The 15,098-nt window shown below is 36.5% G+C and carries 14 protein-coding genes and 3 pseudogenes; 2 read left to right on the top strand and 15 right to left on the bottom strand.

Going from position 1 to position 15,098, the window contains the following annotated elements:
• Nucleotides 1–65: 65 nt before the first annotated feature.
• From IPM56_15720 to IPM56_15745, 6 genes are all read right to left on the bottom strand, one after another.
• Nucleotides 66–1,685, bottom strand: a complete 1,620-nt coding sequence (locus IPM56_15720) for an indolepyruvate ferredoxin oxidoreductase (protein ID QQS35672.1) — start codon at nt 1,683–1,685, stop codon at nt 66–68.
• An 86-nt stretch (nt 1,686–1,771) separates the two neighbouring features.
• Nucleotides 1,772–2,710, bottom strand: coding sequence for a HipA domain-containing protein (locus tag IPM56_15725; protein ID QQS35673.1), 939 nt, complete (start codon nt 2,708–2,710; stop codon nt 1,772–1,774).
• Nucleotide 2,711: 1 nt separating this feature from the next.
• Nucleotides 2,712–3,041: a HipA N-terminal domain-containing protein gene (locus IPM56_15730; protein QQS35674.1), complete on the bottom strand. Its 330-nt coding sequence runs from the start codon at nt 3,039–3,041 to the stop codon at nt 2,712–2,714.
• Nucleotides 3,038–3,250 carry a helix-turn-helix transcriptional regulator gene (locus IPM56_15735; GenBank protein ID QQS35675.1) on the bottom strand — a complete coding sequence of 71 codons (213 nt, stop codon included), beginning with the start codon at nt 3,248–3,250 and terminating at the stop codon, nt 3,038–3,040. Before IPM56_15735 ends, IPM56_15730 begins: the two co-directional genes overlap by 4 nt.
• Nucleotides 3,251–3,387: 137 nt before the next feature.
• The gene (locus IPM56_15740; protein ID QQS35676.1) at nt 3,388–3,990 is read right to left on the bottom strand and encodes an HAD-IA family hydrolase; all 603 of its coding nucleotides are present in this window, start codon (nt 3,988–3,990) and stop codon (nt 3,388–3,390) included.
• Complete coding sequence (locus IPM56_15745; GenBank protein ID QQS35677.1) at nt 3,987–5,681, bottom strand: proline--tRNA ligase; 1,695 nt, start codon at nt 5,679–5,681, stop codon at nt 3,987–3,989. Before IPM56_15745 ends, IPM56_15740 begins: the two co-directional genes overlap by 4 nt.
• A gap of 274 nt (nt 5,682–5,955) precedes the next feature.
• Between IPM56_15745 and IPM56_15750 the strand changes: the two genes are divergently transcribed.
• Both IPM56_15750 and IPM56_15755 read left to right on the top strand, forming a co-directional pair.
• Nucleotides 5,956–7,254 (top strand): sodium:proton antiporter, encoded by a 1,299-nt coding sequence (locus IPM56_15750; GenBank protein ID QQS35678.1) that lies wholly within the window; start codon nt 5,956–5,958, stop codon nt 7,252–7,254.
• A gap of 10 nt (nt 7,255–7,264) precedes the next feature.
• Nucleotides 7,265–7,813, top strand: a complete 549-nt coding sequence (locus IPM56_15755; protein QQS38336.1) for an inorganic diphosphatase — start codon at nt 7,265–7,267, stop codon at nt 7,811–7,813.
• 51 nt (nt 7,814–7,864) lie between these two features.
• On the opposite strand, the gene IPM56_15760 is transcribed toward IPM56_15755, so the two are convergent.
• The 9 genes and pseudogenes from IPM56_15760 to IPM56_15800 form a co-directional block, all read right to left on the bottom strand.
• The gene (locus IPM56_15760; GenBank protein ID QQS35679.1) at nt 7,865–8,812 is read right to left on the bottom strand and encodes a calcium/sodium antiporter; all 948 of its coding nucleotides are present in this window, start codon (nt 8,810–8,812) and stop codon (nt 7,865–7,867) included.
• A gap of 3 nt (nt 8,813–8,815) precedes the next feature.
• Nucleotides 8,816–9,091 (bottom strand): zf-TFIIB domain-containing protein, encoded by a 276-nt coding sequence (locus IPM56_15765; protein QQS35680.1) that lies wholly within the window; start codon nt 9,089–9,091, stop codon nt 8,816–8,818.
• Nucleotides 9,092–9,174: 83 nt separating this feature from the next.
• The gene (locus IPM56_15770; GenBank protein ID QQS35681.1) at nt 9,175–10,416 is read right to left on the bottom strand and encodes a U32 family peptidase; all 1,242 of its coding nucleotides are present in this window, start codon (nt 10,414–10,416) and stop codon (nt 9,175–9,177) included.
• Nucleotides 10,417–10,508: 92 nt separating this feature from the next.
• Complete coding sequence (pepT, locus tag IPM56_15775) at nt 10,509–11,756, bottom strand: peptidase T (protein QQS35682.1); 1,248 nt, start codon at nt 11,754–11,756, stop codon at nt 10,509–10,511.
• A 50-nt stretch (nt 11,757–11,806) separates the two neighbouring features.
• A complete protein-coding gene (locus IPM56_15780) occupies nt 11,807–12,310 on the bottom strand; it encodes an OmpA family protein (protein QQS38337.1) in 504 nt (167 codons plus the stop codon).
• Nucleotides 12,287–12,433: pseudogene (locus IPM56_15785) on the bottom strand (thrombospondin type 3 repeat-containing protein). The gene IPM56_15780 and the pseudogene IPM56_15785 overlap by 24 nt, the downstream one beginning before the upstream one ends.
• Nucleotides 12,434–12,574 (bottom strand): annotated as a pseudogene (locus IPM56_15790) (outer membrane beta-barrel domain-containing protein). It lies immediately after the preceding pseudogene.
• A pseudogene (locus IPM56_15795) lies at nt 12,554–13,246 on the bottom strand (hypothetical protein). The pseudogenes IPM56_15790 and IPM56_15795 overlap by 21 nt, the downstream one beginning before the upstream one ends.
• A 219-nt stretch (nt 13,247–13,465) precedes the next feature.
• The gene (locus IPM56_15800) at nt 13,466–15,073 is read right to left on the bottom strand and encodes a T9SS type A sorting domain-containing protein (GenBank protein QQS35683.1); all 1,608 of its coding nucleotides are present in this window, start codon (nt 15,071–15,073) and stop codon (nt 13,466–13,468) included.
• Nucleotides 15,074–15,098: the final 25 nt, after the last annotated feature.

The raw sequence follows: 15,098 nt of genomic DNA on the forward strand, positions 1-15,098 counted from the left end.
CCTGTAATAACTTCGAATGTCATCCTGAACCTGGTTCAGGATCTATACTTTAAGAAATATATGAATTATTTAACAGTCTCTTCTACTTTTATCTTATTCTCTTTCTTACTTCTGCTAACAGTCTGAATACATTCTCTTCGCGGAATAATAACAGATACACCATCATAGAGCATTTCTTCTCTTAGCACTTTTACCATTTCATCATGATGTTTTGGCAAAGGAGTAAGCGTTCTTACGTGCTCAGGTTTTACACCAAGCCCTATACATATTTCTTCAAGTCTTCCTGTTGCGTGTGATGCCTGTCCCCCGGTCATTCCGGTTGTGGAATTATCAGAGATAATAACAGTCATAGGAGTGTTTTCGATTACGGCATCAAGCAGTGCAGTCATACCGCTGTGTGTAAAGGTTGAATCACCTATAACTGCAACAGATGGACGAACGCCCGCATCAGCAGCACCTTTAGCCATTGTAATTGATGCACCCATATCAACACATGAATTAATTGAATTCCATGGCGGAAGTGCGCCTAGTGTATAACATCCAATATCAGAAAAAACTTTTTGCTTGCCGAAGTCTTTCATCGTTTCATTTAGCGCTGAATAAATGTCTCTATGACTGCATCCGGCGCAAAGTTCCGGTGGTCTGTTTGCAACAATAGATGGAACTTTCATTCCTGTTTTAACCGGCATACCTAAAGCCTTTGCAACTATGTCGGGATTTAATTCACCATCTCTCGGAATAGTTCCATCCAGTCTTCCACTGATCTTGTTATCCTTTGGTAAAAATCCTTTTAACATTTCCTCAACAAGCGGGTAACCATCTTCAAGAACCAGGACACGTTCACATTCATTCACAATCTTTTCTACTTTAGAAAAAGGAAGCGGATACTGACTAAGTTGAAGAACAGGGTTACGTGGTTTTCTGTCAGGATAATTTTCTTTGAGATAGTTATATGCAATTCCGCATGCAATTATGCCAAGTGATTTATCGCGCCCGGGGTAATAGGCATTGTAGTTAGATCGTTCAGATTCCTGTTCCAACATTGACTGAACAGATAACAATCCTTTATACCTTTTTCGGGCATTTGATGGCAGCAATACAAACTGAATAGGGTCCTGAGGGTATGTTAATTTATTCTGATCTTTAACCGGTCTTGTTTCAACACCAGAACGGGAATGTGAAAGACGGGTTGTCAATCTTATCATAACAGGAATTTTATATTTTTCAGAAAGTTCAAAACCTTCGTAAGCCATATCATAACATTCCTGCTGATTGGATGGCTCAAGAATAGGTATCATTGCAAACTTACCAAAGAAGCGTGAATCCTGTTCATTCTGTGATGAATGCATTGAAGGGTCGTCTGCAACCGCGACAATTAGTCCGCCGTTTACTCCTGTTATTGCCGAGTTGATAAAAGCATCAGCGGCAACATTTAAACCGACATGTTTCATACAAACCATTGTGCGTTTACCTGCATAACTCATCCCAAGTGCGGCTTCCATTGCAGTCTTTTCATTTGCAGACCATTGGCTGTGAATTTTTCTTTCATCCGCAAAACTGCTGTGTTGAACATATTCTGTAATTTCAGTTGAAGGTGTTCCCGGGTAAGCATAGATGCCTGACATTCCCCCGTCGATTGCCCCCTGTGCTATGGCTTCAGCGCCGAGCAATAAAAGTTTATCCATAATCCTCTCCTCTTTTTACGCTGAGAAAGTTTTTTATTCTCTTATTCAAAAATAACTAATGCCGGTTTGAGATAGAAGTTAAATCGTTATTGAAGTATTGACAGTCTATCTGAAATAAGAGATTTGTAATCATCTTTCATTTCATCCTTCAGGAAACTTATGTCGATAACATCATCGAATTTTTTTTGAGTCTTAAATAATTTCGAAAAAGTATTATCTCTGACCTTTTCTACAATACCAAGATTATCTGCAAATTTTTCAAAATCTTTTCTTCTTAGATTATTTTTTTTACCATTTAAAGTTAATGCGAGCTCTTCTTTATCCTTAGGCATTAATAGTTTTACAGCCAGCAAATCATACGCAGGAGAAAATTCTGTTTCTCCATCTTCATTTCTTAGTAAGGAAAAGTTTTTCAAATGCATATCTGAATTACCTGTTACAAAACAAAAAAGTGTGAGTTCAAAAAATCTTATCACATCATTTCCGGCAAAGTCAGAATACTTCAGAATAGCTTTACCAATTTTTTCCATTGAGCCTGAATATTTTCGCTCAGTTAATACTTCAGTTATTTGAGCCATATCTTCAAGATGCAGTTTCACTGATTTACGTCTGTCAAATCTTTTTGTGATATAACCAAGTTCGCCTGACTTCATGCGAATTAAAGAATGGTGTGCTGTTTTAATTCCAAACAAAGCCGCAAGATGCATTGTTAAATCTTCATTCTCGGGCATATCAGGGAACCGATTATAAGGCGGTTTGAAAATATAGTTCCCCCAAAGTCCGACAATTGTCAATCTGTTATTTCCTTTTTTTTCTTTCGATAATTCAAGTGAAAGTTTAGGTTGCACACCCGTTACAGAATTCTGTCTGCCTAATACTTTTAATGCAAGGTTTTCAATTTCATCTAAGGAAAAATCCAATTGCGGCGGAGTATCTACTCCAAAAAAATACTTACTACATTGTAAATGAAAATCTATCTCTTCGGTTTTTAGCGGCATGTAACAGAACAGACATTTTTTGTTCATATCATTCATCCCCAACCTCGAAAGGGATAACACTGACAGCACCTATACAATCTTTACAAAATGCCAGGAGTAAACTCATTCTGTCTCTTGGATTTATCTTCCAATTGCTCTCAGCTATATCAAGCAGCCAGCCTTCTGGAATTAATCCATCAAAAAAAGGGAACATCGTTTTACTGTTATAAGTTTCTTCGCGTAGTGGTAAAGAAAAACTAATTGCCTTTGATGAAGTTAAGTTTAGATATTCTTTATCATAACTAAACGAATATCCGTTCTCATCCTCCTGAATTATTCCGGCAAAAAAATCTTTATAAAAAACTTTTCCTTTTTTCATTCATCACCTTCATAATTTTTCCTGATAGGTCCAAGCTCATGTCCAAATAAAAACAAAACCTGGTTCACTTTATCCATTTGAAGCGTCTTTTTCCCCTGTTCAAGTTCACGAATAAATCTTAATCCTACCCCGGCTCGTTCTGCAAGTTGAGTTTGTGTGAACTTTAGTTTTTTCCTTTTTTCTTTTACAAATTTTGAAAGTTGATTCATTTATATACCTGTACGGGTGTAATAATTATTTTCTTGCTCAAAAATATACCCGAATAGGTATAAATGCAAGTAATATTTTAATTTTATACCCAAGCGGGCCAAATTCATATTTAGTGGTGATTGTGGGGAGAGGATATTTATTCGATTTGAGAGATAATTTGAAAAATATTTTTCTCCAAATCATCTCCGTCTTTGAATTGCACGGCAATTATTCCAACCCGTTTTGCTGTTTCAACATTTTTGAAATTGTCATCGATGAACAAACACTCTTCTGCTTTTAGCCCAGTAGAGTTTAGAAAGTGTTGAAAAGTTATTTCTTCTTTTTTTGTTGAACCATATTCATAAGAATAAAACTGTTTTTGAAAAACAGAGAAGAAGTTATATTGTGAATGAATATATTCAATCCATTCAATGCCGTGATCTGATAAAAGATAAACAGGATATTTAGTGCTTAGTTCTTTAAGGAGAGAAATATTTTCATCATAAGTGAAATGAAAATTATTTCTTATGATCTCTTTGATAATTGGTTTTGAAATGTTCCAATTATTGAGAGTTATGATATTATCAAGGTATTTATCTTCAGAAATATTCTTGATAAAAAGTTCCCTAAGATTCGGTCCCCAGAATGCTTTATCAATTATGTCAGCAGGTTGATCGATATGAGGAGTTAGTTTTTCACCAATACCAATAATGCCTTTTATAAGAACTTCTGATAAATCGAAAATAATAGTCTTAATCAAACTTCAATCAATAAGTCGGTTATCTTTTGTATCAGTTCATCAAGACTAACATCAAATCGTTCACCGGATTTTCTCACTTTCACTTCAACTTTATTTTCTTTGAGTTTCTTTTCTCCCACTATTACCTGAATAGGCAGACCAAGAAGATCAGCATCGTTAAACTTTACACCAGCCTGTGCGTCATTCCTGTCATCAAAGAGAACTTCAACACTGTTCAGTTCAAGATTCTTATAAATCTTTTCACAGGTTTTTACAATTTCATCTTTTTTCATGTTGAGTCCTAAAAGATGAACATGAAATGGGGCAAGAGTTTTATCCCAGATAATTCCTTTTTCATCATTGTGCTGCTCGATGTAACAAGCCATAACACGCTCAGCACCGATGCCGTAGCTTCCCATAATGATAGGATGTTCTTCACCTTTTTCATCAAGGAATTTAGCACCCATAGCATCTGAGTATTTTGTACCAAGCTTGAAAATGTGCCCAAGCTCAATGGCGGGAAAAACATCAAGATTACTTTCACATTGTGTACAGCCTTCGCCTGCTTTTACAATTCTCAGATCAGCGTACTCAATTGTTTTTACATCCCGTACTAAATCTATTCCACCAATGTGATAATCATTTTTATTTGCGCCGCTGAAAAGATTGTTTGCATCTTTTAATCTCAGGTCAGCGATTATTTTTCCCTTGAAACCAATTGGTCCTATAGAACCGGCATCCGCTCCGGTAATTTCTTTTAACTCTTCGGGATGCCCGGGTCTTGCTTCACCGCCAAGAATTTTATTCAGCTTGGTTTCATTTACTTCATCATTGCCGAGCATTAAAATTAATACCGGTTGATTATCTAGTATATACACTCTTGACTTTGCACATTGTGTTTCATCTATCTTTAAAAACTCACAAAGTTCATCTATACTTTTTACATCAGGTGTTGAAATTTCATAAAGCTGTTTGCTTTCGGTGTCTCTTTCTTTTGGTTTTACTTTTGAAACTGCAACTTCAACATTCGCTGCATAACCACATGCTTCACAATAAGCTACAGTATCTTCACCAGCCTGTGACTTTACCATAAATTCTTCTGAGCCTGTTCCACCCATTGCACCGCTTGATGCACCAACAACAAAATATTTTAATCCGCACCTGTCAAATATTTTTCTGTATGCCTGGTCATGCAGATTATATGATTTATCAAGCCCTTCCCACGATGTATCAAGTGAATAAGCGTCCTTCATTAAAAATTGACGTCCGCGAATGACGCCGCTTCTTGGTCTTGGTTCATTCCTGAATTTTGTTTGAATCTGGTACCATATCTGCGGCATATCTTTATAAGACTTTACTACATTCCTTGCGTGATATGTTACTATCTCTTCGTGTGTCGGCGCAAGAATGTATTCCCTGTTTTTTACATGAAACATTGTATCGCCGAATGCAGCCACACGGTTTGTTTCTTCCCAAATCTCTGTTGGGTTTAATGCTGGGAAGTGAAATTCCTGTCCGCCGATATTATCCATTTCCTGTCGGATTATTTCCGTAATTTTTTTTATGACTTTATATCCTAGCGGAAGAAATGAATAGATACCTGCAGCCAGCATTCTTACCATACCTGATCTTAACATAAGTATGTGACTTATAACCACTGCATCGTTTGGAACTTCTTTTAAAGTTGGAATGAACGTTTTACTGAATCTCATATTATGTGTAAAATGATTAAGTGAATATTATGTTGAAAAATGTGGCTAAAAATACATATTTGAAGAAGTTATTCAAAGTTAACACAGGCAGATCATGTTAAAGAATTAATAATAATTTCTTATATCCCATGAGTTTTTTGAATTCTTTTTTCAATAAGTTTGTTGAGCAAAAATTTTGTTGCTTAATTATTCAGACTGTTAGTCTTCATAAGCACTAAGGGGATAAGCAGTGCGGATAAAATGTAAACTATTACTTTAAATATTCGGACTTTATATGGAAACAACAACTCACGAGGTACATCTTCTCAGTCTCTTACCTTTTGTTCTTATGCTTGGATCAATTGCTGCTTTACCACTTTTTATGAATCACTTCTGGGAAAAAAATAAAAACAAACTTATCATCGCAATAATACTCAGCATACCGGTTATTATTTATCTTCTTGCAAACGGATTAACAGAACGATTAATTGAAACAATAGTTTTTGACTATGTTCCATTCCTTATTCTTCTTGGTGCTTTGTTTACAATTACAGGAGGAATTTATCTTACCGGAGATATTGAAGCCAAGCCAACGATAAATACCTTGTTCCTTGGTATCGGCGCTGTACTTGCATCAATAATGGGAACAACCGGTGCGGCAATGCTTTTGATAAGACCCGTTATACAAACCAACAGGCAGCGAACATTTAAAGTCCATACGATATTATTTTTCATTGGAATAGTTGCAAACTGCGGCGGACTTTTAACACCACTCGGCGACCCGCCGTTGTTTATGATGTACTTACGCGGTGCGGATTTTACATGGTTCTTAAAACTATTTCCTGAATGGCTGATTACAAATTTGATTTTGTTAATTGTTTACTTCATAGTTGATAGTTTCTATTACAAGAAAGAACCGGAATCAGCAATTCAACGTGACGTGAAAAACGTAAGACCAATTAAGATAGAAGGGAAATTAAATTTTATCTGGCTTGTTGGAGTTGTACTTGCAGTTGCCTTCTTAAATGAACAATACATTGGTTTGATTCATGAAAGCCACTACTACAAATTCATCAGGGAAATTGCGATAGTACTTATGGCGGTTTGTTCATTGCAGTTTACAACAAAACTTGTTCGCACTTCAAATAATTTTACCTGGGGACCAATTGAAGAAGTCGCATATCTTTTCCTTGGAATTTTTATCACAATGGTTCCATGTCTTTTATATCTTGAAGCTAACGCAAAAACACTCGGGGTAACCTCACCACAACAGTTTTATTATTACACGGGATTGCTAAGTAGTTTCCTTGATAATACTCCTACTGCAGTAACGTTCCATTCACTAGCTATGGGATTAGGAGTTACATCCCCTGAAATGATTGCGGGAATTCCAGAAGTATTACTTAAAGCAATCTGTACCGCGGCAGTATTTTTCGGTAGTATGACTTACATCGGCAACGGACCAAACTTTATGGTTAAAGCTGTTGCAGAAGAAAATAATATTAAGATGCCTGACTTCTTCAGTTATATGTTTAAGTTTTCACTGATAATTCTTCTGCCGATTTTTATTATTGTTCAATTCATTTTTATTTAGACAAAGTATGATGACAAATTTTAATCCATGGCACAGTGTAAGTCCGGGGAAAAATATTCCCGAGATTGTTAATTCAATAATTGAAATTCCAAAGGGTTCAAAAGGGAAATATGAACTTGATAAGGAAAGCGGTCTGTTAAAATTAGACCGCGTTCTTTATTCATCGGTTCATTATCCGGCTAACTATGGATTCATTCCACAGACCTATTGTGACGATAAAGATCCGCTCGATATACTTGTAATCTGTTCGATTGATGTTGATCCATTATGCCTTATTGAATCAAAAGTTATCGGCGTTATGAGAATGGTCGATGATGATGAAGAGGATGATAAGATAATCGCAGTTGCTAAAAATGATATGGCAGTCAATTATATAAATGATATATCAGAACTTCCGCCGCATACTATTGTTGAACTTAGAAGATTTTTTGAAGACTACAAAAAGCTTGAGCATAAACACGTAATAGTCGATGAGTTTTTGGGGAAAGAAGAAGCTTACCGCATAATTAATGATTCCGTCAATTTATATTTGAAGCATAGAAAGGAATTAATCTTATAAAATATTTTGAAGGAGATTGTAAAGCCATCCTATAGAAAATTTGAATTCTTCTTAAGGAAGCAAATAATAAATATAAAACAAATAACCCGCTAATAAGAAACCACCTTCAAGACGCGTGATGGAAAATCCACTTTTACTCAGCGGAAGTAAAAGAATTGCAGTAAATAACATCATTCCTAAATCCAGATAACTGATTCCAGCTGAACTTATTGGAACTATTAGTGCAGTGATGCCCAGTATTCCCAGAATATTAAAAACATTAGAGCCAACAACATTCCCGATTGCTATATCTGCTTCCTTTTTATATGATGCTACAATCGAAGTAATTAATTCAGGCAGGCTGGTGCCGACTGCAACTATTGTCAATCCTATTACAGCGTCACTTACGTCAAATTTCTTTGCGATTGCAACCGCGCTCCGAACAAATAAATCTGCGCCAACTATTAATAAGCCCAACCCGCCTATCATAAAAAGTATTGAGACAGAAATTCCTAGTTTGCTTTTTAAACCTTCATTGAATTCAGAATTTACTTCCGCATTTTTTTCTTTGAGAGCCATTATCACATTAACAAAAACATAAACCAATAATCCAATCACAAAAATTAACCCATCTGTAAAACCTAATTCACCATCAAGTAAAAGCAGCATCAGCACTAAACTTATTCCAATCATAACTGGAATTTCTCTTAGGATAACACTTGTATGAACATCCAAAGGTTTAATGAGTGCAGCCACTCCGAGTATTAAAGCAATATTAGCTATGTTTGAACCGACAACATTTCCAAGTGAAATTGAGCCGTTACCAATCAAAGCTGCTTTTAAGCTAACTACTAATTCAGGCGTACTGGTTCCAAAGGCAACCACAGTCAGACCAACAACTAATGGTTTAATTCCGATTTTAATTGCAAGATTTGAACTACCGCGGATCAATCCCTCAGCACCAACAAACAGCAGCACTACACCAGCTATGAAAAAGAGTATTATGTCACTTAATGGCATGGATTAAAAATCAAATATGTCACCCAAAAAAGATCTGCGTTTATTCTTTTTATAATATTGATCGTTCTCATATCTCTGCTTTTTGTAGAAGTCATCGTCTTTATCATTATGGAAACTTTGCTGTTTATTTAAGTCTTCATCATATGAGACAGATCGTTCAATTATTTTATCGAGTTCGCCCCTGTCCAGCCAAATACCTCTGCACTTTGGGCAATAATCGATTTCAATTCCCTGTCTTTCTGACATTGTAAGTTCAACTTCACAAACCGGACATTTCATTATCTAACCTCCTGATTTTTATTATAAAACATTTTTATGTTTAAAAAGTTCCTTGAAACATTGTGGAAAATTATGATGTATGTTTAATCTTCGTCTGTTGCCTGGCGAACAACATAAACATTATCGTGAGGACGAACTAAAACAGAACATGGGAAAGTTACTCTTTCCCCCTTAGATGCAGATGAGACATTTTTATCTTCATTCAAAATTATATCGGGTTTTACTTCCACTACACCTGTAGTAGGACCAATAATCAAAATATCATCACCTGTATAAACTGCACCTGATTCAATTGATATATATACTACTTTGTTTTTTTTGTAATAGTTTATAACTCTTCCCGTATACACCTTGCGGGTGGCTGCTTTGCTTCCGTAAATATCCGCATATTCTTCCGAGCTTGGTATCCCAAAATAAAAGCCCGATGAAAACCCCCTGTTAAAAACTGTTTCAAGCTTCCCTAAATAATTTTTTTTCTTTTCATCGTTCAGTGAACCATTGAAGTAGTCATCAATCGCATTCCTGTAAACACTTACTGTTGTCGCGACGTATTCCGGACTTCGTTTTCTTCCTTCAATTTTGAATGAGTTTATTCCGGCTTCAATAAGTTTATCAATAAATTCAATTGTACAAAGATCTTTGGGCGACATAATATAATCTTCACCGACTATCATCGATTTTTTGATGGCAGCATCATAAACTTCATACTCGCGTCTGCATGGTTGAATACATTCTCCCCGGTTTGCGCTTTTGCCGAACAGGTGGTGACTCATAAAACATCTGCCACTGACCGCAATACACATAGCCCCGTGAACAAAAGCTTCAATTTCCAGATCAGTTTTGGTACGAATCCTCTTTATTTCTTTAAGGGAACATTCTCTTGCCAGAACAATTCTTACCGCGCCGAGTTTTTTATAAATATCCGCTGCTAATGAATTTGAAATTGAACTCTGGGTCGAAATACAAAAGGGAAAATTATGTCTTGAACAAATATCAGCTACTGCTAAATCTGAACAGATAATTCTATCAACCTGATTTTTTTTTGCCGCAATAATAATTTCATCAAGATCATTTAATTCTTCTTCAAATACAATTGTATTGAGAGTAAGATAAGTTTTAACTGATTTTTTTTTACAAAGTGAAATTATCTCGGGTAATTCTTCAATAGTAAAGTTTGCAGCCTTTGCCCGCATGTTAAGTTTATCCAGACCAAAGTATACAGCATCAGCACCAGCATTAATAGCGGCGTTGAGCATTGTCCAATCACCGGCAGGAGCCATCAACTCTGGTTTGTAGAGACTCTGGTTTTTAAACTGTTTATTCATCGAATCAACATTCCAATGGAACACAGACAACACAGATTATCCTGATCAGCGCAGATCAGTTTAATCGGTGTCATCTGCGTGCTATTAAACTCTTACGCCTTCTCTTCCCACACTTTTGCTACTTCTACAATCATCTTCACAGCCATTTCCATATCCTGAATTGCTACCCACTCAAGCTGTGAGTGGAAGCTATGTTCGCCAGCAAAAATATTTGGTGTTGGTAATCCCATAAAACACAAACGTGAGCCATCAGTACCGCCGCGTATAGGATGCATGATCGGCTTTATGTTTAACCTGTTGAGTGCTTCCACTGCGTGGTTTGTTACATTTGGATAATTGTCGAGTACTTCTTTCATATTCCTGTATTGCTCGATAACCTGGAATTCCAATTTTGCTCCGGGATATTTTGCTACAGTTTCTTCTGCAAGTTTTTTCAAAAAATCTTCATACTCTTTTAGTTTAGCAGTAATGAAATCACGGATAATAAATTTCATAGTTGTAACTTCTTCGTTACCATTAATGGTTGTGCAGTGAACATACCCTTCTCTCTTTTCTGTAGTTTCGGGTGACAGAGTATCTTTCGGCAGCTTCTCAATAAATGCAGCAGCAATTTTAATTGAGTTTATCATTATCCCTTTTGCGTAACCGGGATGAATATTTTTACCGAGGAATTTTATAACAACAGCATCAGCGGAGAAAGTTTCAGTTTCAATTTCGCCGCGGCTCGAACCATCAACTGTATATGCATACTTAGCACCAAGTTTTTTAAGATCGATTTTTTCTGTTCCTCTTCCCACTTCTTCATCAGGAGTAAAACAGATTTTTATATCACCATGTTTTACTTCGGGATGTGTCAGCAGATAATTTACAGCATCCATTATTTCCGCCACACCGGCTTTGTTATCGGCACCGAGCAGTGTGGAACCGTCTGTTGTTATAATGTCAAAGCCCTTCATGTATTTCAAATCAGGATTTTCACTTTCTTTTATTACCCAACCACCGTTCTCAAGTTTTATATCACCGCCCTGATAATTTTTTCTGATTACTGGATTAACATTCAACCCGGTTACTGCGGGAGAAGTATCAACGTGTGCGATGAATGCAACAGGGTCAACTTTTTTTGTTGTGTTGGATGGAAGTGTTGCCATTACATAACCCCACTCGTCCATGTGCGCATCTTTCAGTCCGAGTGATTTTAATTCATCGGCTAAAACCTGTGATAATATTTTTTGTTTTTCAGTACTCGGAAAACTTGTTGATTCTTCATCTGACTGAGTATCATATTTTACATACTTCAGAAACCGGTCAACACAAGTGAATTTATATTTTTCATCAAACATTTTTTAACCTCATTTTTTAAGGTGCGAATTAGGCAGAAAATAATCTGCAATTAATTAATTTTTATTATTACAACTCTTCTGTTTTGTGATCTTCCTTCTTCAGTGTCATTACTTGTTACAGGATATTTTTTACCCAATCCGGCAACATCAAATCTTTTTCTATCAATTCCTTTTGAAACAAAATAATTGACAACCGCTTGTGCTCTGTCCAGAGATAATCTGTCATTGTATTTATCCGAGCCTACATTGTCTGTATGACCTTCAACTCTCCATTTGGTTTCAGGTTTTAGTTTCATCACTTCTGTAATATTATCCAGGACAGGGTAAGCGCTTGGGAGTAAATCCCATTTACCAAATTCAAAATTTGTGTTGGCACTAAGAACTGTTTCGGCAACTTCATCAAATATTATACAGCCCCTTGAATCAACTTCACTTCCTTCAGGTGTACCGGGACATTCATCCAAATAATCAGGCACACCATCTTTATCCGTATCCAAAGGACAGCCGTTCTGATCAACTTCAACTTTTGCGGGGGTGTTTTTACATTTATCAATATAATCCGGCACTCCATCCTTGTCTTCATCGCGCGGACAGCCATGTTCATCAACCAATACTCCTTTAGGTGTGTTGGGACAAAGATCCAGATAGTCAGGCACACCATCAGTATCATAATCCAGCGGACATCCATTCTTATCAACTTTTACATTTGCAGGCGTATTAGAACATTTGTCTAAATAATCTGCAACTCCGTCTTTATCGGTATCGAGCGGACATCCGAATTCATCAACCACAACTCCTTTGGGTGTTTCGGGACACATATCTTTTGAGTCGAACACACCGTCTTCATCAGTATCTTTTTCAGTAAAAAAAGCATACGATACTCCCGCACCAGCTACCCAGAATACATCATTATGCTTACCTGCTTTGATATCATCCAGGTAATCATCGGGGCTTGCATGTAACGCAGCATTTATATTTAATGACAGATTTTCACTAAGCATTGTCCGTATTCCGATCTCACCTACATAGTTGATCTCTTTGTCATCGTATCTTCCGGCTCTGTTGTTGGCAAGATTGATTCCGTTAACACCTTCGGGATCAAACCACATATAAAGCGCACCTGCTGAGAGGTAGGGGAAGAAATCATCGGTCACCGCCAGAGTGTATATTAATCCCGCTCCCCCGTAAATCATTCTTGTTCTGAAATACGGCGGACGTTTCTTAGAATTGTCTCCTGATATGAATCCGCCTCCACCCATTAGTCTTATACCGAAACTGCTTCTTGATATTGCGGGAAGAAAAAAATCTACTGATGTTTTTCCCATATAATCTATTTTTGTTTTTGAGTAATCGGTGTACTCAAGTGTAAGACCGCCTTCAAGCGTTACAACCATGGTTCCTGAAAACGGATTATATCGCAGTTTACTTTGTGGATGGGATTGAGTAAGTGTGATCAGCACAGCAAATAACAATACTAAAAATGACTTCATTTATACTCCCAGTTTGGTGTTTCGACAATTGCAAAATTAAGGCTAAATAACCTTTTACCAAAATTGGAGAGAAATGAAAAATGTTATGGATGGCTTTTGTAATTGAAAAATGCCCAATGTCGAAATCAGGAGAGAACTAATTTGATAGAGTCAGAAACTGAATTTTTGGGGAACTACCGGATATTATAAATCCAGCGAACCAGGATTTCTTTGATATAACTACTTCAATAAAAGAATTTTCTTTGTCAACCGTGTCATTCCTGCTTTAAGATGAACAAAGTAAACACCGGAACTTAACTTTGAACCGTCAAGAAAGAACTTGTGTTTCCCTGCAGGCAGATTTCCGGAATAGATCAAACTTGTTTCTTCACCAAGAATGTTGGTTAAAATTAAATTTACATTCTGAACTTCCGGAAGTGAAAATTCAATTGTGGTGGATGGATTAAATGGATTCGGATAGTTTTGATATAGTTCAATACTATTTGGAATAGTGTAATCCTCTTTAACTTCTGTAATGTTAAAGTTTAGGTTTAATCCTGTTATTTCCGGATTGAGACTATCAATGACAAACTCATTACTATATGCATCAGGATATCCTATGCGTTGAGCAACAAGTTTGTAAGTTCCATAAGGTAAAAAGGGTAGTTTGAATGTGCCATCTGTATTAGAGAACACATAATTGAATATCATTGAATCAAGATTTACGTTCCGTGCAAAAAGCACAACATCTGATGGAATTCCTGCAAACCGCTGATTAATTGTTACAGCTCCGATAGCCGTTCCCCCGCCGTAGGAAGAATCTCTCGGCATTGCAATGTGTCTTGAACCAATATGTGAATCAATAAGAATTGAATCGGCATTCTGCCAGAAAGGCGGTGATATATTATTCAGTGAATAATAAGTCGGAATAAAATAATCAGAAAAAGACTGAACGAAATAATAATCCGGCTGGATTATATTCCTGATATTATAAGTACCATCATCCTTGATAAATGCGGTGTAAATTCCTTCATCAACGACAGAGGACATCTTGCCGGGAAGCAGTTTTGGCGGAGTGTGCGTACCTTTACGTACAACTACAATTCCTTTTTTTAAAGGGTAATGTGTCAGTGAGTCAGAGATCCTTCCGGCAACCGAGTAGCCTGTCTCCGTCATTTTTTCCAGAGTAAAATCGATGGAAATAGTTGAATCATCTTCCACTAAAACCTGTTGGGCATTAAAAGGATCAAACACATCATCATGGAATGCAACATAATATGAATCCTTTTCAGCCGCTACAGTAAATAAACCGGGAGGGAGTTCAACCGAATAAAAACCATACTGGTCTGTTTCAACAGAGTTTACTGTGTATGTTCCTGAATATAGAAAATGAACCTTTACTCCTTGAAGGGGCAACGTACCATCGGTAACATAGCCGTTAATAATCCCGTCACCATAATTATCATCAAAATATTTTATATCTATTTCAAGATCTTCAACCGGGTCTTCTCCATTGCTGTAAACATACATTGTATCGGAAGTATCGGCTGATGGAACTATATAATAACCTGAAAGGATACAATCCATCAACAAAGAATCCCCTGGTGCTATGTAAATAGGATATTCACCACCCCACCCGTCAAACCTGGTGAAATAATAATTGTTATTGTAACTCAGTGAATCTATTATAAGAGTCTGATTGCCTTCATTAACAAAGTAAACATTTTTAATTCTGTTAAAAATATTTGTAAACTCAATTTCATCCGGATATAATTTTAGATCGGGTTGAGACACAGCCTGAGAAGTTAGAATAATCAAAAACAAAAATACTATGAGGATTCTTTGCATATTGTTAATAAGGTTAAGAATATTT

The organism is Ignavibacteriales bacterium, assembly GCA_016700155.1.
Taxonomy (GTDB): domain Bacteria; phylum Bacteroidota; class Ignavibacteria; order Ignavibacteriales; family Ignavibacteriaceae.